The organism is Larkinella arboricola (assembly GCF_003259745.1).
Lineage (GTDB): Bacteria > Bacteroidota > Bacteroidia > Cytophagales > Spirosomataceae > Larkinella > Larkinella arboricola.
Genome location: NZ_QLMC01000001.1, coordinates 815,075 through 837,097 on the forward strand (window position 1 = coordinate 815,075; position 22,023 = coordinate 837,097).

Here is a 22,023-nt window from a genome sequence, read left to right on the forward strand (position 1 = left end):
ATATAGTTCTATCCGATAAGGATTGTAATTATAATATACCAGTTTATCTTCTCTGTCTACGCCAAAATTATTGTAGTTTATAAAGTTGAACATACGAACATCTTTTATAGATAAACGAACAATGATAAAATGGCATTTCTAAATGGTTGTCTGATTTTAGCCGTTTATTAACGTGCTAAATCAGCTAACGATCCACTATCGAACGGTCATAAAGTATAGGATTTTTCCGTTCGCCTGCTATTAGGCATATTATATTATTTTATTTATTCAATGTTATGAAAATTGCAGTTGTGGGTACCGGTTACGTGGGACTCGTGACCGGCACCTGCTTTGCCGAAACCGGCAACCAGGTTACCTGTATTGACATCGACCAGCGTAAGGTCGAAAAACTCAACAATGGCATCATCCCCATCTATGAACCCGGCCTGGATGTGCTCTTCAACCGAAACACCGCCGAAGGACGCCTGAAGTTCACCACCCAACTGGCCGAAGGCATCGAAGGCGCTGAGGTTATCTTTCTGGCCCTGCCCACCCCTCCCGGCGAAGACGGTTCGGCTGACCTGAAATACATCCTCAAAGTGGCCGGCGACCTGGGGCAGATCATGAAAGACTACGCCGTCATCGTCGACAAGAGTACCGTGCCGGTGGGCACCGCTGAGAAAGTCCGTGAGTACATCTCGCTGGCGGCTCAGGTGGAGTTTGATGTGGTGTCCAACCCCGAGTTCCTGCGCGAAGGCGTAGCCATCGAAGACTTCATGAAACCCGACCGGGTGGTAATCGGGACGCAGTCGGAGCGGGCCAAGGTCATCATGACTAAGCTGTATGCTCCCCTGGTGCGCCAGGGTAACCCCGTCATCTTCATGGATGAGCGTTCGGCGGAGATGACCAAGTATGCGGCTAACTCGTTTCTGGCCGTCAAGATCAGCTTCATGAACGAGATTGCCAACCTGTGTGAGAAGGTGGGGGCCAACGTCGATGACATCCGCCGGGGCATCGGTACCGACAGCCGCATCGGCAAGCGGTTTCTGTTTGCCGGCATTGGCTACGGGGGCAGCTGCTTTCCCAAGGATGTGCAGGCCCTGGCCAAGACCTCCCAGGAGTATGCCTATGACTTCAAGATCCTCAAGTCGGTCATGGAAGTCAATGCCCAGCAGAAGACCAAGCTCTTGCCGGTGATCAATGAGCACTTCAACGGAGATCTGAAGGGCAAGACGATCGCGGTGTGGGGGCTGGCTTTCAAGCCCTACACGGATGACATCCGGGAGGCTCCGGCTCTGGAGAACATTCAGGCGCTGCTGGCTGCGGGTGCGAAGGTGACGGCGTATGATCCGGAAGCGATGGAGAACGTTCGTCAAGTGCTGGGCAACAAGATCACCTATGCGCACACCTCATATGCGGCCTTGGATGATGCTGATGCGCTGGTGATCATGACTGAGTGGCCGATGTTCCGCACCCCCGAGTTTGGCAAGATGGCGTTGTTGTTGAAGAACAAGGTGATCTTTGACGGTCGGAACCTGTATGAGCTGGATCAGATGAAGGAGTTGGGCTACACCTACTACAGCATCGGGCGGGAAGCCATCGGGACGGAAGTCAATCAACCGGCTTAATTAAGACTTACTGCCTGCCGAACACTGACTTCGGCAGGCAGATTTACTTACTCAACGTTATAAACTTTTTTAGCGGTTTACATGAAGCGCATTTTAATAACGGGTGGAGCGGGTTTTCTGGGTTCTCACCTTTGTGATCGATTTATTAAGGAAGGGTATCATGTTATCGCTATGGATAATCTCATTACGGGAGAGATCCGTAACATTGAGCATCTGTATCCGCTCTCCAACTTCGAATTCCACCACCACGACGTCTCGCAGTTTATCCATATTCCGGGCGAATTGGATTACATTCTACATTTTGCCTCACCCGCCAGTCCGATTGATTATTTAAAGATTCCAATCCAGACCTTAAAAGTCGGCTCGCTGGGTATCCATAATTGTCTGGGATTGGCCCGGGTTAAGAACGCACGCGTTTTGATTGCTTCTACATCAGAAGTATACGGTGATCCGACGGTTCATCCACAGCCTGAAGAGTATTGGGGCAATGTCAATCCCGTCGGACCGCGTGGAGTATACGATGAAGCCAAACGGTTTCAGGAAGCGATGACGATGGCCTACCATACGTTCCACGGTCTGGAAACGCGCATTGTTCGCATTTTTAACACCTATGGCCCGCGGATGCGATTGAACGATGGCCGGGTATTGCCAGCTTTTATCGGTCAGGCATTACGGGGTGAAGACTTAACTATCTTTGGCGACGGCAGCCAAACCCGTTCCTTTTGCTATGTCGATGATCTGGTCGAAGGTATTTACCGTCTGCTGCTGAGTGATTATCCGCAGCCGGTAAATATTGGTAATCCGGTTGAAATAACCATTAAAGAGTTTGCAGAAGAGATTATCAAACTAACGGGAACCAACCAAAAAGTGGTCTATAAGCCGTTGCCGACCGATGATCCCAAGCAACGTCAGCCAAACATCAGCAAAGCGAAAGCAATTCTGGATTGGGAGCCTAAAGTATCGCGGGAGGAAGGATTACGGATTACTTACGAATATTTCAAGAGCTTGCCGGAAGAAGAACTTTATAAGGCTGCTTATCATCGGGAATTTACAACTTAATAAAAGATTGATAAATAAGATATAAACGATGGGAGGCTTCATCGTCAAGTAAATAATTAATGAAAAAAGACTCAAAAATCTATGTAGCCGGTCATCGGGGCATGGTAGGCTCGGCCCTGGTTCGTTGTTTGCAGAACAAGGGCTACAATAACATCATCACCCGCACCTCCGCCCAGCTCGACCTGCGCAACCAGGCGGCCGTCGCCGACTTCTTTGCCGAGCAGCGACCCGAGTATGTGCTGCTGGCCGCGGCCAAAGTGGGCGGGATCTGGGCCAACAACATCTACCGGGCCGACTTTTTGTATGATAACCTGCTGATTGAGGCTAATATCATTCATAGTGCCTACCAGAATCAGGTCAAAAAACTCCTGTTTCTGGGTTCTTCCTGCATCTATCCCAAGCTGGCGCCCCAGCCCCTGAAGGAGGAGTACCTGCTGAGTGGGTATCTGGAAGCGACCAACGAGCCGTACGCCATCGCCAAGATTGCCGGCATCAAGCTCTGTGAAGCCTACCGCAGCCAGTACGGCTGTAACTTTATCTCGGCCATGCCCACCAACCTGTATGGTCCCAATGACAACTACGATCTGAACGGGTCGCACGTCTTGCCGGCGCTGATCCGCAAGTTTCACGAGGCCAAGCTAATCAACGAGCCGTTTGTAGAGGTATGGGGCACGGGCTCTCCCCGGCGGGAGTTTCTGCACGCAGATGATCTGGCCGATGCGTGTGTGTTTCTGCTGGAGAGCTACAATCAGGAGCTCTTTGTCAACATCGGTACGGGCCAGGATGTAACGATCCGAGAGCTGGCTGAGCTGGTCAAAGAAACCGTCGGCTTTGAAGGCGAGCTGGTGTGGAACACCGACAAGCCCGATGGCACCCCTCGTAAGCTGATGGATGTCTCGCGGCTGCATGAGCTAGGCTGGCAGCACCGCATCGACTTAAAAGCCGGTATTGCCGACACCTATCAGGATTTCCTGGCTAACCAGGAAGTATATGTGTAGTAACTAGACAACTTGAATTAAGCAATCACATATGAAAAAAGCATTAATTACGGGAATAACTGGTCAGGATGGTACCTATCTGGCCGAATTACTATTAGAAAAAGGCTACGAAGTGCACGGTATCAAACGCCGGAGCTCGTTGTTCAATACCCAACGCATCGACCACCTCTACGAGGACCCCCACGAGAAAAACGTGCGCTTCAAGCTGCACTTTGGTGACCTGTCGGACTCGACCAACATCATCCGCATCATCCAGGAAGTACAACCCGATGAGATCTACAACCTGGGGGCCATGTCGCATGTGCGGGTGAGCTTTGATGAACCTGAGTACACCGCTCAGGTCGATGGCATCGGCACCCTGCGCATCCTGGAAGCGGTTCGTTTGCTGGGGCTGACCAAGAAAACGCGCATCTACCAGGCTTCTACCTCTGAATTATATGGGGGGGTGCAGGGCCATGCCCAGTCGGAAACAACTCCGTTCTATCCGCGGTCACCCTATGCGGTGGCCAAGCTCTACGGGTACTGGATCACGGTCAACTACCGGGAGGCTTACGAGATGTATGCCTGTAACGGGATTCTGTTCAACCACGAGTCACCTCTGCGGGGGGAGACGTTTGTAACCCGGAAGATCACCCGGGCGGTGGCCCGCATTGGGTTGGGCTTGCAGGACAAAGTCTTTCTGGGCAACATCGACTCGCTACGCGACTGGGGTCATGCCAAGGATTATGTGGAAGCCATGTGGCTGATTCTGCAGCAGGAGAAGCCGGAAGATTTTGTAATTGCAACCGGGGTGACGACCTCGATCCGGGAGTTTGTCAAGATGGCCTTTGCCGAGATAGGCGTGGAGCTGGAATTTAAGGGGGAAGGTGTCAACGAGAAGGCGTATGTGGTGCGTGCGTCGAATCCGGACTTTCCCGTCGCGGTGGGTCAGGAAGTGCTCAGCATCGATGAGCGGTATTTCCGTCCGACGGAAGTGGACTTGTTGTTGGGGGATCCGACCAAGGCGATGACGAAGCTGAACTGGACGCCCAAATACGACCTGGCGGGTCTGGTCAAAGACATGATGCAGGCGGATGTAGCCTTGTTCCGGCGGGATCAGTTGCTGGCCGGCGAAGGCCATCTGGTGCCTAATTATTATGAATAAGACTAGATATTAGAACGTTAAATCCGCTTAAATTATGTCACTAACCTCGAAAAAACGGGCAACAGTTATAAGCCTAAATCTTTCTCTAGGTAACTATCGACAATTTCAGGATGAAATCATTGCAGCGGCAAAGGCAAAACAGACAGGTTCTGTCTGTTTTGCCAACGTTCATATGACTATTGAGGCAAAGTTCAATTCGAGTATTGCCGAAGCGGTAAACGGAGCCGACTGGGTCTTATGTGACGGTGTGCCTTTGTTATGGAGCCTACAATGGCTATATGGTGTAAAACAAAACCGGGCTACAGGTTTAGATATGCTACCCGATTTGTTGCAAAATGCCGAAGAAACAAATGTATCTGTATTTTTTTACGGATCAACTCCTGAAACTTTGCAACAGACTATTGACGTATGCCGTCAGAAATACCCAAAGTTAAAAATTGCAGGAACATTATCTCCTCCTTTTAGACCGCTTACCCCAGAAGAAGATGAGGAGGTAGTTAAACAAATTACCCAATCAGGAGCTGGATTGGTGTTTGTATCGCTTGGATGCCCTAAGCAGGAAATGTGGATGGCTAAAATGCGCGGTCGAATCCCTGCTGTGTTGTTAGGGATTGGTGGAGCATTACCCGTATTAGCTGGAGATGTAAAACGGTCGCCGGAATGGATGCAACGTGCGGGTCTGGAGTGGCTATTTCGGTTCATTATGGAACCCCGACGTCTATTCAAACGGTATGCAGTAACTAATAGCTTATATACTTGGTATTTGATGAAGCAATTAATTGACGGCAACCATCATTCTCCTTATAAGACATCAATCCATTCATAATACCGACCTCTATGCTTTATTCGCAATCTGATCCTTGTAACGTGATGGTAGTTGATAAGACCTGCCCCTTTGATCGAATCATTATAGCAATTGATGGGTATTCCAGTTGCGGTAAAAGTACAACCGCGAAACAGGTTGCTGCCGAGCTAGAATACGCCTACATCGATACAGGAGCCATGTATAGAGCGGTTACGCTCTATTTTTTACAGAACCATATTTTACTCACTGATAGCAGGGCTATACAAGATGCGTTAGAGCACATTCATATTGAATTTAATTATAATTCAGTAAAGGGATGTAATGAGACTTATCTGAATGGCTTGAATGTAGAAGAGGAAATCAGAAAGCAGTATGTAGCTAATTCGGTCAGCGAAGTCAGTGCAATTCCAGAGGTACGCAGAGCCATGGTGACTCAACAGCAAATGATGGGAAATAAGCGGGGGGTCGTGATGGATGGCCGGGATATTGGCACACATGTGTTCCCTAAAGCCGAGCTCAAAATATTTATGAATGCTGATCCAATAATTCGGGCCCAACGCCGTCAGCTTGAGTTACGGGAAAAAGGGGAGATAGTAGAGCTAGAGGATATTATTGGCAATATAAAAAAACGGGACTATTTGGATACTACCCGTATCGAGAGTCCTCTGAGACGGGCAGACGATGCCCAATTGCTTGACACCTCATTTTTGGCGATTCACGAACAGGTAACCTGGGTTGTGGCACAAGCAAGAACAACGATAATGAATTTGGCTCATGCGACAAGTACGCAGCAGTAGGTAGCCTGATTACCTCCGGTTTTCCATCCCTATGCGCACTCCGTTATTGACTCTGCTTCTTTTTTCAATTGGTTGCGGCTCGTACGCCCAGCAATCGGGGATATCGTCTATTCAGTATTCGGCAGAAATAGGGGTTATGGCTTCATCCGGCCGTCAGACGCCTTTTTGGTTCAGAGCCAATCAGTTTGGCACAGTTCCATTAGTCGCCCCAGCTGGCACGGTAAGAGTGGGAACTTCGGCTTTATTTAGTCGGGATACAACCACCCGCGGGTGGTTTTGGGGTTATAGTGCAGAGGTTGTTGCCAATGCTGGCTCACGGAGCCCAATGCTTTTGCCGGAAGCTTATGCCAGCATTGGACATCGTTCGGTTGAATTGATTGTCGGTCGTCGTAAGGAAGTACTGGGGCTGGTTGATACCACCTTATCATCCGGTTCGTATGCGTGGTCGGGCAATGCACTTCCGATTCCTAAAATTCAGATCGGTACCCGCGGTTTTGTCCCCCTGCGTTTTACAAAGGACTTAGTCGCCATCAATGCTTTTTTTTCGCATGGCTGGTTTGCTAACACCGACTCAATTCGGAATTCCTTTCTGCATAAAAAAGCAGTTTACGGGCGAATTGGTAAACCGCATTGGAAGGTAAAGCTATATGGGGGGATTTTGCATGCTGTCCAATGGGGGGGGCGATCCAATTACTTGGGAACCAATCATGCTACAAGCGGTAAACTACCGTCTTCTTTCAACGATTATCTGCACATTATAGTTGCCAAGCAGCCAGCAAACGCTGCTGATCTTTCTAATCATGATCTTGTCAATCAATTCGGGAATCATGTGGGCTCCATGGATATTGGAGCGGAACTAACATTGGCTCATTGGGAAGCGCTGGCTTACTATCAACACCCTTTTGAGGATAAGTCTGGCGTTGCTTTGGTCAATCTGCCAGATGGGTTATACGGTTTCAGGTTGAAACGACGACCAACGGGGCCTGCCCATTCTTTTCAATTCAATCAGGTTCTGTTCGAATACTTAACAACGATGAGCCAGAGTGGAAGTACATTGGAGATCGGTAGCCGATTGTATGAAGGTATTGATGATTATTTTAATAATTTTCAATACCTGAACGGATGGACGCACCAAAACCGTGTTCTCGGAACTCCGTTTATAAGTCGGCGTCAGGATGTGAAGCCAGAATGGCAAAACAGACCGGGAAAATATACCTTGTCTATCGTGAATAACCGTGTACAGCTTTTCCACCTAGGTTTGTCGGGTATTTTTCCCTCGGGAGTTCGAGTTCAATCGAGATTCTCCCTAAGCCGTAATTATGGTATATTCAGAAACCCGTTTGGACAGTTGGTGCATCAGTTTTCCGGTAGTGTTTGGTTAACCTGGCCACTAGCCTGGTTGGGAGGGAGTGAACTACAAACCGCGATTGCGTTTGATCAGGGAAATCTATATAAGAATGCTCTTGGTGGCTGGGTAAGTTTGCGAAAAAACTGGGGTAATAAATGAAATTAGTTTAAATCCGTTATTTTTCATTACTATTAAAAAAGGCTCCGATTTCGGAGCCTTTTTTAATAGTAAGCAGTTACCAGCGATCAATTTAATTAAATAAATCACTAAAAGTGCCTTTTTCAAAGATAGTACACTTTCCATTAACAGTAACATCAATGACTTTTCGGCCATTACTTTCGAAGTTTTGACGAGCCTGAGCGTATGCCAATTCCGAGCGGTACAAATCCGGTAATTGCCATTTCATGCCCTTCGGAAAATAGTCAGGATGAAAATGGTTTTTATCTTCGGAATCTTTGCGGAGTTCAGTTGCATTAGGTCGACCTTTATCGACAAAATTATGATCCATCCCAACAATATAAACTTCTGAGAAGCCCATGTAATAAGCTAGCTGCAAGGTAGCATAAGTAACCGTTCCTCCAGAATAAATACCCTGGGTTATATCGCGGGAAAACTTATCTTTTAGGTCGAAGTAGTTGCGAAGATAATTTATCGATGGGCTCTGTTCAAATAAGTTTCGCTCACTCCAATTCAAGAATAGAGTAGAAGGTAATGCTGCTAAATCTTTAGCGAATTGCTGGATAACGAGTTCATTAATCACACTGAAATACGTAGGAATAAAACCAATCTTATCAAAAATAAGATATAACCGATTCATCCCGAAGGTAATTTCATTTTTCAACGGAGAGAGGTCCATGCCAGACAAACTGGGGCCATTTGCGATAATAAAACAGCGTTGGCCTTTATGTTTATCTTTGAATTGTAAAAGACGGGACCGATTCGATTTACCTTCTGGAGAGAAGTTCCAACCCTGCAAATGAGGCAAATTGTTGACCCTCCGGTCGACTGCTTCAACAATCCGAGTTATTGTAATATCTCTAAGCTTGATTCGCATGATTATACTTATTTAAATCTATCAATGTTTATTATTTTGAGTTTTAAAGAAACCCATCATGCCGAATATTTAATACTTGGCAATGTGATTTCTTTGTGATTGCTGTTGAGCGAATCTTGTGAATGAGCAAATATAGAAAATAGAATTAGAAGGATTAATATATTAGGTGTATAGAAACCAAAAGCAGCTTCAGTGACACCTATAAGGTTCCAATAAAACAAAATTAATGCCAGTAGTATTGAAGTTGTGGTGCTCGACTTCCAATACTTACTTATTAGGGATATTATTTTGTATTGAAATATAATAATTAATAATAAGCCAATATAACCATAATCGAATAGAATCGAATAGAAAACACTATGTGGAGTAATTAAGTCGGAAGAGTCACCCCATTGTCCAAATATATTAGACCACTCTAAAGATGCACCAGATTTATAATGGCCGTATTCTCCATAACCGATTAAATGAATGGGTTTAAAACTGATAAATTCTAATGATGAAATTAGCCATATAAAACTCCTAGAGTTTCCAGTTTCAAAATCAGTAGACGATCTTCCGAGAAAGGCTAACTCAGGTATCTTAACGGCAAATGTCAATATGGTCATTAATAATGCTGACCCGAAAATCATAATTAGAGGAGTCGCCCAAATGAAAGAAGGCATTTTTGGTTTTTTTCTGATATAAAATACAACTGGCAATAAAATAAATGGATATAATAAGGCAGATCGTGTGTCAATTAATAGTAAAGTTGCTGTTGACAATGCAAAGCCTATTATAGTGATTAATTTATAGCGGTTATAAAATAATAAACTATAAATACTAAGTAACAAAAATATTCCAACAATTATGGAATACGAGTTGAATCCAATTGCAAAAGGGAAAAGGACCCTATCTACATGTATTCCAAATTCTGACAGAATTAATGCCTCACCTAAATTAACCTCCATGTCTCTAATTGAAGTAAGCCCAATTAGATGTCCAAGTATATTTATTAAAATTAAAATAAATATAGGTATGTAAATTGTCCAATAAAACAACTTATGGAGGTCGTTTTCTAATTTAATGGTTGTTGTGTTTATAGTCTGTATAAATGTTATTATTACTAATAAAAAACATGAGAGCCTATATATTTCATGTGTAATACTTGAGTTAGGATGATTATTCCGAATAGTACCCATTATTATAATACACAATAATATGTATATGTATGGTGGAGGGGTAATTCTTCTTTTGTTTTTTTGATTAAAAATATTATAAAGTAATAATAATACTAATAGTAGTAATGGTATTAATTTTATTACAATATTGTTTGTGAAGCTTTCAAAACCCAAAAGCGTTAGAGAGAATGCTATTCCAAACTTTTTCATATTGTGTGATATCAAAAACTAATTACTTGCCAAATAATAAAGATACATAACGTTAATGAAATAAATTATGGTATTTTTATTCATTAATTATATAAATTTTTTTGGTTGATTGTTTGAAATAATAAACGCGTCCAATGGCATCCTTTCAAATATTTCTAGTTTACCTCCTTCTGTACAATTGATTAGTTTTCTGCCGAATTGTTTGTAAATTTTATCAGCTAAGTCATAATGGTATTCAGAGCCTAAAAGATCTGGTAAATCCCATTTTACACCATCTGCGAAGTATTTAGGATGGAAATGGTTTGGATCAGTTTCACCAGCAATTACGGTTTTATTAGATACTCCTTTTGTTTCAAAGTGATGGTCACAACCGATAAGAGCAACCTCGGAAAACCCCATATGAAATGCCAACTGCATTGCTGTATAGGTAACTGTATGCCCTTGAAATAATGACATACTACAATCTCGGGCAAACTTTCTAGGGATGCTTGAGTAATTGACAAAAATGACGTTTTTTCTATTCTGAATTAGTGCACTTTTGTCTGAGTTTAAAAATAGTTGAATATCGGTTGTATTATAAAACTCTTTATTTTGTTCAATTACAAAATAATTACTGGCAACCACTGCATTTGGCCGGAATGCGGTCTCATCAAACATTAAATTAATTTTATTTAATCCGAAAAAGTAAACATCAGATCCAATTAAAGAATCAAAATTTACTTTTCTCAAAGAAGGACCGTTACAAATGATAATCGCTTTTTTGCCGATATGCGAGTCTTTAAGTTTATTCATTTTATTTCTAGAAGACCATGAATAAGGGTTTAAATCCCACATTAATCTGCTTTTGATTAAATAAAGCGCATTAAAATATGGATTAATACTTGCTCTTTGTATTCGGTCGAATTGTTCTAAAGGTTGCATTTATTTATGTGCGTATGATTTGTACCAATCTTTTAAGAAACACCACTTTTGGGTTGTTTTCATCTTGCTTTTTAGCAGGAGTTGTAATACCCGGAAGTATGATATAATGTTGCTACTTTTTTGAAAATGTGGAAAATTGTAACTCTGAGCTAAATTATTGAAAAAAGTTATATGTTGCTTTTCAAACTCTGTATAATATTCTTTGTTTTTTAAGGCAGCAGAATGGTTATTTGTATGAATTCTATATGATGTGAGTTTATCTTGCAATGAGATAATATCACCTTCGAATGCAGCTAATCTAGTTAATCTCACATCAACACATACTAAAGAAAGCTCATCTTCTTGTAAGGGCAATATTTTTTGTAAAAATGATCTTCGAAAGCATTGGCCACTTGTTTGAGTAAAGAAAAAGTCCAGCCTTTTTGTGAAATATATACCATTTAAGACATTTATGTCTGAAAAAAAAGGCCTTTTCTCATAAGGTAATATGTTATCTTCTTCGTCAACAAGTTCAAATTTGTGCTGAACATAAATGACATTTGGTGATTTTTCGAAAATAGAGACTATTTTTTCAACTTTATCTTTAAAAAAACAATCATCACTATCCATCAAAAATATTATATCACCACTACTTTTTTTAAAAGCTTGATTTATAGCATTAATTTGATTCCAACAGTGCCCCTTTCCATAATTTTCATTTGCTATAATTTCTATACTTTTTGAATATTTTTTTATTCTGCTAATAGAGTCATCTTTGGAGCCATCATCATATACAATTACTTCGATATTTTTATAGGTTTGGTTTAGCGCAGAAAGAATTGATTTTTCAATATATTTTCCGTAATTATAATTGTTTATCAAAATGGATGCTTTCATGTTAGGTTATGTTACATAAATTAATAGTCAAATTATGTATGCTATAAATACATAAAATGCAAATAATAATAGTGGTATCATAGAGGTCTTACGTTCAAAATTATAAAAATTTATCGAAAGACTCTTAACAGAAGCTGATGTAGCGTACCATGCATAGAATCCTAAATATCCAGCCAACATCCCAATAGGAATAGCATATAAACCATATGTGCTTATCAATGCAAAACTTATAATTACAAATATTATGCCAGATACCCCGTCTGCAATATGCGATATAACATGGTTAGTTGTTAGGTATAGCTGCATATGCATAGCCCCGAATCTATGAACGAAGTAGGCAATAGATAATAGGATCCATAAATCATTTGAAATAAATTTTATATTACTATCTAATAGAGAAATAACAAATTCAGAACCTAAACCTACTGCTATTACACCTAAAATATATATTAAATGTGATAGAAACATTCCTTTTTGAGCTTTAGATATTAACTCTCTAATTTCTCCTTGAATGCGTAATTTTGAGTATAATGGAATTTTACTGTAAAAAGGAGCCATTGATATCTCTTTAACTTGAGTTATTATTCTTACAGCTAATAAATAAGATGCTACATCTCCACTTGTACCAATTTGAGCATATAGAATGCTTGTAATATTGACAAGTCCATTAGACATAATTCCGGAGATTCCACTTCTCCAAGCCACTGGCCATATTCTGTTGAAAATTTCTTTATCAAATTTATTGGTTATCCTTAGTTTGCTAAACTGGTGTCCTTCTATAGCTCTACTCAAATAAAAATTTCTTGCTACAGAGGCAATTACCCAGAATTGGTTAGTTGAAACTAAAACGAGGAGATCGTTTGTGAATAAAAGCGCAATTATACTAGTAACACTGCCAGCAATTGAAGTTAAAGATTCCCACCTTCTTACCAGCGGAATTTTATTTAAACCTTCTAAGTAATTGCTGTATATTGCTCCATAAAACTTGTATACTGATGCGACTGCTACAACACCCCACGAAAGCCATGAGGAAAGTAAATCGTCTGTTTGAAATATTGGCTTTATCATTGCCCATGTGCCTGCAGTTCCTATCACAATGAAGGCAATAAGCGCTAATATTCTATAGATGTAAATCATATTAGAATATAGCTTACCGACTAATTCCCAATTGGGCACATCTAATATACTTCTCTTTGTATGCTTGGAAATTGTTTCAATATCTTTTGCTCCAGCATGTGCATAAGATATTAATCGGATGAATGTAGATCTAAAACCTAAGTCCATTATGCCTTGAAGAGCAATAACGGTAGAAAATAGATACCATAATGCAATTTCTTCTTCAGGAAACTTTTTTAATACTAATGGTAATATCACAAATAGACTTAATGCACGAGTTGAATAACTCATCCAGGTTGTCGCTGTAGGTGAGTTCCATACTTTGTCGAATAAGATTATAAACCTTTTCTTCATTACTATTTAGATATTCTTAAAATAACTAGCTCGGAAGAAAAAATTACTTTATAATTTCGGCCTTCTTGCCAGATATCCACAAGTTCTGGGTCTGGGAACAGCACTTGTATATTTTCTTTTTTTAAAAGAGTTGATGGCTGCAACTTAATTGTGTGACTCTTTCTATACTTATCAATTTCAATCATAACAATCCGATATTTTCCAAAGTCATATTCATGTAAGTTTAAAGAATCCCTTTTGGATTCAGTTATAATTTGGAAAGGGGCGGCTTTGCGAGCTTTATTATTTGCGTTAGCTGTTCGTAGAATATGTTTTTGTCCCTGCCGAAGTAGATGATAAATAGGTTGGAATTTTTGGTTTTCTCCAAAATAGCGGTTCGCTGTCTGCTCTGATTTTGTAGGAATGTACACGTCCCATGGAATAATTAGTGTACTGCCTGCGGAGTAAGTTAGAAAAAGAGCCTTTAATTGCTTTCCCTCCTTATCGGATGAAAGAGCAAAGTATTGCTTTTTATTCAATCGATCGGCTTCTGTCATACGAGCCAATAAATAATTCCGGTTTAATCGGTTTTCGGGCAATTCGGCTACGCCAATGTCAAAAATCTTATAGATCTCAGTCCATTGACCACCGTAATTATTTGTTAAGAATGTAACGGGTCGTCCTGCGTATTTTTCTACTTCTTGTCGCCAAGTTTTCAAAAAGCGAATTACTGACTGTGTCTGGAAAGTTTGGTAATGAATCCACAGCGGAATAAGGCGGTCCTTGATAGGGAGTACTTCAATTCCCTCATTCTGTAAAAAAACCCGGTAATTGAACGACGATTTGAGGCTGTCGGCACCATTGTCTTGTAAATACTTTGTAAAACCGGTCAGGCAATACTCGCAGAGACAGCCGCCCCATTCTGTGGCGTGGTCATTAAATCGGGCATCATCCACAAATAGCCCATACGCTTTTAGATCGATTAATTTATAAGACTCTTGGAGAAACAATTGCTGGAAGACGGGTGCATTAACACATCCCCAATACGGGTTCTTTTGCTTCCAGTTTCGCATCCAGGGAGCGGCCAGTTTCTGTCCCCGAAAGTCTTTTATCCGCCCGTTAACCGTGTAACCAGCAGAATCTGGTACTTGCGGATTAATAGCCAAACTGTAAGGTACCTTTCTCATCCGAAGCTGAGCGAGCTGACTATCATTCGTACAGTACATCCAATCAATTCGGTCAGGTTTGTACAACTCTACCATTCGGATTGTGCTAAGCGTGTCTTTCGGCGATGAAGGATGAAACCAGCGGGAAGAAAGAATAATGGGGTATTGTTCCGTCTCTTGAGCATAGCCACCAGTCGTTTTTACCCATAAAAGGAAAAAAAGAATGAAGTAGTATACCTTTACGTTATTTCCCATTATTCTTTCCCGTTCGATTCTTTAATTTATTCTCACAAATCCTTCAACACTGAGCTAATTCCACCATCCAGCGACAGGTTGGCACCGTGGATGAAGCCGGAACCTTCCGAAGCGAGGAATAATGCCAGCTTGGCAACATCGTTGGGGGAGCCAATGCGTTGAACTGGATGAATTTTCCGCAGTTCGTCGAGAGCACCCTGGTCTCCGTTGAAACCAGCCAGTAGCATATCGGTTTCAATGGCGGCTGGGCTGATTGCATTAACCCGAACACGACCTTCTAGATCGACCGCCAACGCTTTTGTCAAGCCAATTAGAGCGCTTTTTGAGGTCGCGTAACTGATGAACCGGCGTTTCGTCAACTGCTGGTGAATGCTGCCAATATTGACAATGCATCCATTGACTTCTTCCAGTTGCTCCAGAAAATGCTGGCTCAGCAAAAGCGGTCCGGTCAGGTTAACCGACATGGTATGATTCCAGTCATTAAGCTTTAGATCGTCGAGACTATCCAGAAGCTGTACGGCTGCATTGTTGATCAGAACATGGAGCTCCGGAATCAGAACATTGAAATTGTGTTTCCACTCGTTCCGGTAGTCTTCGTTGGTGCTGAACTGATGCAAATCGAACTGGATTAAACGGTCAGCCTGGTGATTATCAGAATCCTGAATATCCAGACCATATACATAGTAACCCGCTTCCCGAAAACCTTTCGCTAACGCACTGCCAATACCACCTAAAACACCTGTGATTAATACTTTTCTCATAATCTTAAGCCGTTACACCAACTTCCAGAAATTCAAACATTGAACGGATTGCCTGATGGCTGGCGCGCCGAACGCCCTGAATCGTATTAGAGCCGTTATGGGTTCCGAATATGCAGCGGTCAAATTTACGCAGTTCAGAATCCATAGGTAGGGGCTCGACTTCAAATACATCCAAACCAGCTGAGTGAACTTTGCCACTTTTGAGGCCCTCAACCAATGCAACTTCATCAACAATCGGGCCACGTGATACATTTACGATCCGAACGCCATCTTTCATTCGTTGAATTGTCTCAGCATTAATCATGTGCTTAGTTGCTGGTGTCAGCGCACAGGTTGTAACCACAAAGTCGGCGGTTTCCAGCTCTTGAGGGAAGTCCAGAAAACGATAGGCCGCTTCATCCTCTTCCGTACGCTTGGCAAAAGGATCATAAACATTGATATTCATGTCGAATGCCTTCAGGAAGCGGGCAGTCGACTTACCTATATCACCGAAACCAACCAGCGCAACGGTATGACCTGCCAGCGACATTCCGGCCGGCTTTACCCAATTGCCAGCCCGCACTTCACGGTCGATATAATAAGTTTCCCGAGCTAGCCCCAGGACGTAAGAGACGGCAATCGTAGCAACTTCAGCTCCGAACATCATCGGAGTGTTGATGATGGGGATACCTAACTCTTTACAAGCTTTAAAATCGACGTTATCAACGCCAATGCCCCATTTAACGGCTGCTTTCAGCTTTCCGGCTTTACCAGCGCGGAAGATTCGCTCCGTCGCCTGATCGTCACCGATAATCCAGCCGTCGACAGTTGGAACGAGTTCGAGCAACTCTTCTTCCGACAAAATCTGAACTACTTTCGGCGCGACAACTTCAATGCCAGCTTCTTCAAATATAGGTAAGAATTCAGCCAATTGTCCCAGCATTGGGGGACAGGTTATTAAAACTTTCATACGGTCAGTTCGGGATAGAGTTCGGTAAAGAGAAATTCAGCTACTTTAAAATTCAGTTCAACATCGATGTCCTGAGCCTCAATTTCGGGGATCTCGTACATAAAAGGACGGTCACCGATACGGTTATGCTTCTGGATCAGCGTTTCCTTTTTGAAGAGGTACATACAGGAGTTCTCCATGTACAGCGGGGGCAGATCCTGTGTCCGCAGCAAGATGGCCGGGTTGTGGTTGACGGCTCTCGCCAAGGCATCCCACAGGCGGACCTGCAGGCGAGTTACTCCGAATAGAGTATCATAAATCGGATAATTTTTCAAAAACTGCTGAATTCCTTTTTCGACAGTTTCTGCAGACAACAGCGGGTTGGTACTATGGGTTTGTAAATAGAAGTCAGCTTTAATCTGATCACACGTATTCAACAAAACATTGTTCATTGGAATGGCTCCATCCCGTAAGTGTTCAGGCCGTTCCAATACCGTTACTGTCGGATAATGAAATGCAGCCTGCTCGATAACCGTCGGGCTGTCGGTGTCAATAACAACCTGAGAAATAGACGGACATTCCAACAGGGTGTCGATGATACGATGAAACAGAGGTTTACCAGCGAAATCGCGGTAGTTTTTCCCGGGAACGCGTTCACTTGAATGACGCATGGGAACAATAGCTGCAACAGAATAAGACATATTGGATAACGTTAAGTAGTTTTTTGTAACACAGCCCGACAGGGCACTCCTTCCACACCCTTTACTTTTAAGGGCAGGCAAATCAATTGATAGCTTCCCGGGGTCACGCGGCCCAGATAAATTCCTTCCAGAATGACCACCCGGTTTTTTAATAAAATTTGATGCGTGTCCGGGGCATCGGCAAAGCGCTGGATCGAGAGGTAATCAATACCCACCAGCAGAACTCCATTTTCCACCAACCATTCGGCGGCATCGGCCGACAAAGCCGTGAAAGACTGATTGAAAGGTCGCTTGTCCCAACGGGATGATGAATTGTCAGTTTGAAACAGAATGCGCTTTGGAACCATAGTACCAACCCACCTATGTAGCATGTCCCGGGTAATAACGGCCGTATGCGGAATGGAAATCACCCGGCACGGGCCTACCAGCGTTGATAGGGGAATCGATAACGTATCTTCGGCATTTGCAACAAAATGCAAAGGAGCATCAATATGCGTTCCCGTATGGACATCCATATCCAGTCGGCTAACGTTAGCATCCGAATCAGCTCCAATTTCCTGTAATCGCTCGATATTGAGTCCATAGCTGCCTGGCCATGTAGGCAGGTTCGGAGCTAATGTTACTGAAATATCAATTAGTTCCTGATTATTCATAAGCGATCTGTTTCATAGCCAGGGGCTCCTGAGTAGCAGGTTTTTCGCGTCTGAATACTTCATTAGGATAATAGAAGCGTTCTCGAAGCGTTCGGTCAAGGGTACCAATGAAACGGTATCCCTGATACGTTCCCCAAAACTGAAGGATTCTGAACACTGGAATTTCTGTAATATGTTTCCAAAACACACGCTCCTGAATTGCTGTCACATAATCACTCATCAAATTTGAGACCGATAAATATGCAAAGTCCCATAGGCTGAATTTGGCCATTGGTTTGAGCCGCTTGAAGGCAATGGCTTCCCGATAGTAGCGGTTAAATACCTTGCGGGGCGTTTCTTCGTGTACATGGACGATCGTTGCATCTGCATCATAGGCAATTCGGTAGCCTCGCTGTAAAATCTCACTGGCCCAATGCAAATCTTCTAGTCCCGTGAGGGTTTCATCATACGGCAATTCCTCCCACAAAGAGCGACGAATTGCGGTATTGGCATTGTTGCAAAACGGAATTTGCTGGTTATAATTAGATACCGCCGGAAACCATTTGGCAAACAGTTGCTGTTCGGAGTACTTACTTTGGTGATTTCCAATCTGCCGACCATATGAAAGAGCGACTTTAGGATCTTCAAATGGTTTTAACATCTGATCGATCCAATTGGTATAGACTGGATATACGTGAGCACTCGCAAAAAGAAGTATGTCACCCGAAGCGTGCTGGCAGCCAAGATTCAATGCCCGGCCAAACGAAAACTCTTCAGGTCTAATCCGTACAATTTTGGTACCATAGCTTTCGGCAATTTGAACGGTTTTGTCTTTGGAGCCAGAATCAACCAGAATAACTTCTAAGTCTGTATGAGTTTCCTGCTGTTTGATTCCATTCAACAATTTACCAATGTGAGCTTCTTCGTTGAATGCTCGTATAATAATGCTACAAGTCATGGGTTTTATATCTTAGCAGATTCTAATGCGCGTTTTTACCAGGCATTTTTATCACCTTTTATCATCTTTTCCACCGTCCACCAGCAAATCTTTATATCAAGAAGCAGTGAGGAATATTTGGTGTACCAAATATCATAGCGAACGCGATGGCGCATTTGGTTTAATTCTGAAGTTTCACCCCGTAATCCTTTTGCTTGAGCTAATCCGGTTATTCCAGGTTTAGTTCTGAAGCGTTCGCGGTATTCTGGTATAAGGGGTAAGTACTGAATATCCAGTGGGATAGGGTGTGGACGTGGACCTACTATACTCATATGGCCAGCAATGACATTCAATACTTGTGGCAGCTCATCCAAATTCGTTTTTCGAAGGATTCGTCCAATCCGAGTTACCCGGACATCGTTTTGAGTAGCCTGCTTAAAGGAAGCATTTTTCTGATGCTTCATCGTTCGGAATTTCAAACAGGGAAATGGTCGACCATTTATTCCAGAACGTAGCTGCACAAATAAAATAGGGCCTTTGGATTCCAGTCGGATTAGAAAACCGATTAATGGTAGTAGCCAGGAAAGAATAAAGGCAGTAACCAGCAGAGAAACGATGAGGTCGAAGCATCGTTTCACCATGGGTTGGGGCTTCCTCGCAGTCGTCTCCCTGACCACATAATACGAGGAATTCGGTTGTAACAAGTTAATCATAACGTTTCCAGGTTGAGTGATTGGGGCAGTTTGGGCAAAGTTTTTACTAGCCGGATTTTACCCCGGCCAGTAATTTGCCGTAAACTTTGTTGAGTGGGCTAAGCAGCTTAGCTTCCTGGTAACAACCGCTTCAGAAAAGGTTTCTTTTTATCGGTGTCCTGTTCATAATATCCACCGGCGCCATACCCATAGCCATACCCATAGCCGTAGCCATACCCATAGCCGTAGGCGCTGTTTTCCTGGATGGAATTCAGGACCAGGCTTAGCTTGCGGAACCGCTGTTCTTTGTACATGACATCCACCATCTTCAAATGTTGCTTCGGCGTTACTTCGTGCCGCACAACGTACATGGTTGCATCCGCTTTATCGGCCAGAATCTGTGCATCTGTAACCAGACCAATTGGGGGGGAGTCTATGATAATGTACTGGAACCGTTCGCGTAACTGCTGGAATAATTCTTCTACCTTATCGCTAACCAAAAGTTCGGCAGGGTTTGGCGGGATGGGGCCGCTGGTTAGGATAAAGTAATTGTCCATGCCCGGAACCGGTTGTATAATCTCATCCAAGGATACCTGGCCGACGAGGTAGTTGCTAAGGCCCACGGTATTCGGCATGTTCAGCATGGAATGCAGCTTCGGACGACGCAAGTCCATTTCCAGAATGACCGTAGGACGATCAATTAAGGCTAAGCTGGCGCCGAGGTTGAGTGAGATAAATGATTTACCTTCACCACTCATACTTGAGGTGAACAGGATAGCCAAGCTCTCGTTATTCGATCTGAGGAATTGCAGGTTGGTACGCATGGCCCGCACTTGCTCAGCCACAATGGATCGGCTATTGGAAGTGACAACCATCGGGAATTTATGCTTGGCATAAGCGATTTCACCGATAATAGGCGTTTTGGTCAGTTCTTCAATATCCGTGCGCTTGCTGATGCGGTTGTTCAGCATATCTCGACCGGCCAGCACCCCTATCGGAATCATAAGGCCAAAAGCTCCGAATAAGAGGAAAACCAAGGCTTTCTTAGGCTTAACCGGCTTACTAGTGCTTCTTGCTCTGTCAATGGTCCGACTGTCGGCAATCGTTGATGCGTAGGAGAGGGCTGTTTCTTCCCGTTTAGCAAGCAAGTAGGTATACAGGTTGTTTTTAATGGCCTGTTGGCGAGTAATATCCAGTAACGCACGTTCTTTACGGGGAACTGACCGAATCATTGTTTCAAACTTCTGATTATGAGTCAGTAATCTCTGCCGGGTTCCCTGTAAAATATTTTTCATTGTCTGGATGTTTTCATTAATATTCGCCTTGGTAGAACGAATCTGGTCATCCAATGATCGCAGAAGAGGGTTGTTTTCGGAAGTTGTTTTAATTAGATGCTCACGTTGGAGCTCGAGTTCCGATACATTTGTAATTAGTTTTAACAAGGTAGGATCACTCAAGCCTAACGTAGATGGGGCCGAACCGTTTTCACCATTTTTTCGCTGGATGTAACGTTCAACATCTGCTAATGCACCCAATTGAATATTAACCTGACTCAACTGAGCATCGTTCTGTTGAACACTTTGCAGAAAGATCTGAGACTCGGTACTAATGTCTGTAATACCCTGGGCTGATTTATAAACCTCCACGTCTTTTTCTACGGTAGCCAACTCACCAGAGATTAACTGAAGACGTTCTTCGATAAAATCAAGGGTATTGGAAGCTACCAGGTTTTTATCTTTCAAAGCAGCATCGTTGTATTCCTCAATAATCTTATCGAGAATATTGCGTCCTTTTTCGGGCACGGCCGTTTCCAGGCTAAGTACCAATACCGTTGATTGCTTGCTGGTGGGTTCCACTTTCAGCGCTTCAACGTAGCTCTGAATAACTTCCTGTTTAGGAGCTACGTGTACAATAACCGGTATGGTATCAAGTCCAGCCGTTGCTTTTGGGAAAACCCGGATGCGTCCGAATTCCGTATTCAGGCTTTGGTTAACCGGATAGATTTTTTCTCCAATCTTGACGGTTTTTGCACTTGTAAAGGAAACCGTAAGAGGCTCTTCATAGATCAATGCATTCGGTTGCTCAATGACCAGGCGAAAAGGAGAATCTTTATAAATCTCACGTTCGCCCACTGGCGTATCATGGAAATAGGTCACATCAAGCGACAAGGCGTCGTTTACCTTCTCCATGATTGTGTAGGACTTCAGGATCTCCATCTCGTTTTCAACAACTTTCGAGTCGGTAAAGAGATCCATCTCTTTCATGATGTTGTCAGCCGAGATTCCCTTCTTCTCATCTTTAATCAAAATACTGCTTTGTACTTTGTAGATGGGAACTTGGTAAAGGAGATACGTGTACCCAAGTGCAAGCGCAACAATGAGCGAGAGGAGAAACCACTTCCAGTTTTTCAAATACCGAAAGAGGATTAACTGCAGGTCAGGTTCTTTTTCCTCCTGCTGATAAACGTACGGGTTCGTAATCATAACGTTTTGAGTAATTAGGTATTTATTTGGATGGCAGTTTGTC

The 22,023-nt window shown here is 43.1% G+C and carries 20 protein-coding genes; 7 read left to right on the forward strand and 13 right to left on the reverse strand.

Features of this window, described 5'->3' with window-relative positions:
* Positions 1-275 precede the first annotated feature (275 nt).
* From LX87_RS03345 to LX87_RS03375, 7 genes are all read left to right on the forward strand, one after another.
* A complete protein-coding gene (locus tag LX87_RS03345; RefSeq protein ID WP_111626738.1) occupies positions 276-1,607 on the forward strand; it encodes a UDP-glucose dehydrogenase family protein in 1,332 nt (443 codons plus the stop codon).
* Between the two features lie 81 nt (positions 1,608-1,688).
* The gene (locus tag LX87_RS03350) at positions 1,689-2,666 is read left to right on the forward strand and encodes a UDP-glucuronic acid decarboxylase family protein (RefSeq protein WP_111626739.1); all 978 of its coding nucleotides are present in this window, start codon (positions 1,689-1,691) and stop codon (positions 2,664-2,666) included.
* Positions 2,667-2,725: 59 nt separating this feature from the next.
* Positions 2,726-3,664, forward strand: coding sequence for a GDP-L-fucose synthase (gene fcl, locus LX87_RS03355; protein ID WP_111626740.1), 939 nt, complete (start codon positions 2,726-2,728; stop codon positions 3,662-3,664).
* A 31-nt stretch (positions 3,665-3,695) separates the two neighbouring features.
* Complete coding sequence (gene gmd / locus LX87_RS03360; protein ID WP_111626741.1) at positions 3,696-4,808, forward strand: GDP-mannose 4,6-dehydratase; 1,113 nt, start codon at positions 3,696-3,698, stop codon at positions 4,806-4,808.
* Between the two features lie 34 nt (positions 4,809-4,842).
* Positions 4,843-5,634, forward strand: coding sequence for a WecB/TagA/CpsF family glycosyltransferase (locus LX87_RS03365; protein ID WP_111626742.1), 792 nt, complete (start codon positions 4,843-4,845; stop codon positions 5,632-5,634).
* 44 nt (positions 5,635-5,678) lie between these two features.
* On the forward strand, positions 5,679-6,410 hold the full coding sequence (cmk, locus tag LX87_RS03370; protein WP_111626743.1) for a (d)CMP kinase: 732 nt from the start codon (positions 5,679-5,681) through the stop codon (positions 6,408-6,410).
* Positions 6,411-6,441: 31 nt separating this feature from the next.
* Positions 6,442-7,917 carry a capsule assembly Wzi family protein gene (locus LX87_RS03375; protein WP_111626744.1) on the forward strand — a complete coding sequence of 492 codons (1,476 nt, stop codon included), beginning with the start codon at positions 6,442-6,444 and terminating at the stop codon, positions 7,915-7,917.
* Positions 7,918-8,008: 91 nt separating this feature from the next.
* Here the strand turns inward: LX87_RS03375 and LX87_RS03380 are convergent, their stop codons facing one another.
* The 13 genes from LX87_RS03380 to LX87_RS03440 all read right to left on the reverse strand — a co-directional run bounded on the left by LX87_RS03380 (position 8,009) and on the right by LX87_RS03440 (position 21,980).
* Complete coding sequence (locus LX87_RS03380) at positions 8,009-8,812, reverse strand: 6-hydroxymethylpterin diphosphokinase MptE-like protein (protein ID WP_111626745.1); 804 nt, start codon at positions 8,810-8,812, stop codon at positions 8,009-8,011.
* Between the two features lie 56 nt (positions 8,813-8,868).
* Positions 8,869-10,179, reverse strand: a complete 1,311-nt coding sequence (locus LX87_RS03385) for an O-antigen ligase family protein (RefSeq protein ID WP_111626746.1) — start codon at positions 10,177-10,179, stop codon at positions 8,869-8,871.
* Positions 10,180-10,266: 87 nt separating this feature from the next.
* The gene (locus LX87_RS03390; protein WP_111626747.1) at positions 10,267-11,100 is read right to left on the reverse strand and encodes a 6-hydroxymethylpterin diphosphokinase MptE-like protein; all 834 of its coding nucleotides are present in this window, start codon (positions 11,098-11,100) and stop codon (positions 10,267-10,269) included.
* A complete protein-coding gene (locus LX87_RS03395) occupies positions 11,101-11,976 on the reverse strand; it encodes a glycosyltransferase (RefSeq protein WP_111626748.1) in 876 nt (291 codons plus the stop codon).
* A gap of 27 nt (positions 11,977-12,003) precedes the next feature.
* The gene (locus LX87_RS03400) at positions 12,004-13,446 is read right to left on the reverse strand and encodes a lipopolysaccharide biosynthesis protein (RefSeq protein WP_111626749.1); all 1,443 of its coding nucleotides are present in this window, start codon (positions 13,444-13,446) and stop codon (positions 12,004-12,006) included.
* 2 nt (positions 13,447-13,448) lie between these two features.
* Positions 13,449-14,846 carry a hypothetical protein gene (locus LX87_RS03405; protein ID WP_111626750.1) on the reverse strand — a complete coding sequence of 466 codons (1,398 nt, stop codon included), beginning with the start codon at positions 14,844-14,846 and terminating at the stop codon, positions 13,449-13,451.
* A gap of 32 nt (positions 14,847-14,878) precedes the next feature.
* Entirely contained in the window at positions 14,879-15,607 is a 729-nt protein-coding gene (locus LX87_RS03410; protein ID WP_111626751.1) for an SDR family NAD(P)-dependent oxidoreductase, read from the reverse strand.
* A gap of 4 nt (positions 15,608-15,611) precedes the next feature.
* On the reverse strand, positions 15,612-16,556 hold the full coding sequence (locus LX87_RS03415) for a phosphoglycerate dehydrogenase (RefSeq protein ID WP_111626752.1): 945 nt from the start codon (positions 16,554-16,556) through the stop codon (positions 15,612-15,614).
* Entirely contained in the window at positions 16,553-17,236 is a 684-nt protein-coding gene (locus tag LX87_RS03420; RefSeq protein ID WP_111626753.1) for an acylneuraminate cytidylyltransferase family protein, read from the reverse strand. Before LX87_RS03420 ends, LX87_RS03415 begins: the two co-directional genes overlap by 4 nt.
* Before the next feature lie 11 nt (positions 17,237-17,247).
* Complete coding sequence (locus LX87_RS03425; RefSeq protein ID WP_111626754.1) at positions 17,248-17,889, reverse strand: cyclase family protein; 642 nt, start codon at positions 17,887-17,889, stop codon at positions 17,248-17,250.
* Positions 17,882-18,826 carry a glycosyltransferase family 2 protein gene (locus tag LX87_RS03430; protein WP_111626755.1) on the reverse strand — a complete coding sequence of 315 codons (945 nt, stop codon included), beginning with the start codon at positions 18,824-18,826 and terminating at the stop codon, positions 17,882-17,884. Before LX87_RS03430 ends, LX87_RS03425 begins: the two co-directional genes overlap by 8 nt.
* 35 nt (positions 18,827-18,861) lie before the next feature.
* Positions 18,862-19,446, reverse strand: a complete 585-nt coding sequence (locus tag LX87_RS03435; RefSeq protein WP_146624438.1) for a sugar transferase — start codon at positions 19,444-19,446, stop codon at positions 18,862-18,864.
* A 179-nt stretch (positions 19,447-19,625) separates the two neighbouring features.
* On the reverse strand, positions 19,626-21,980 hold the full coding sequence (locus tag LX87_RS03440; RefSeq protein WP_111626757.1) for a GumC family protein: 2,355 nt from the start codon (positions 21,978-21,980) through the stop codon (positions 19,626-19,628).
* Between the last annotated feature and the right edge of the window lie 43 nt (positions 21,981-22,023).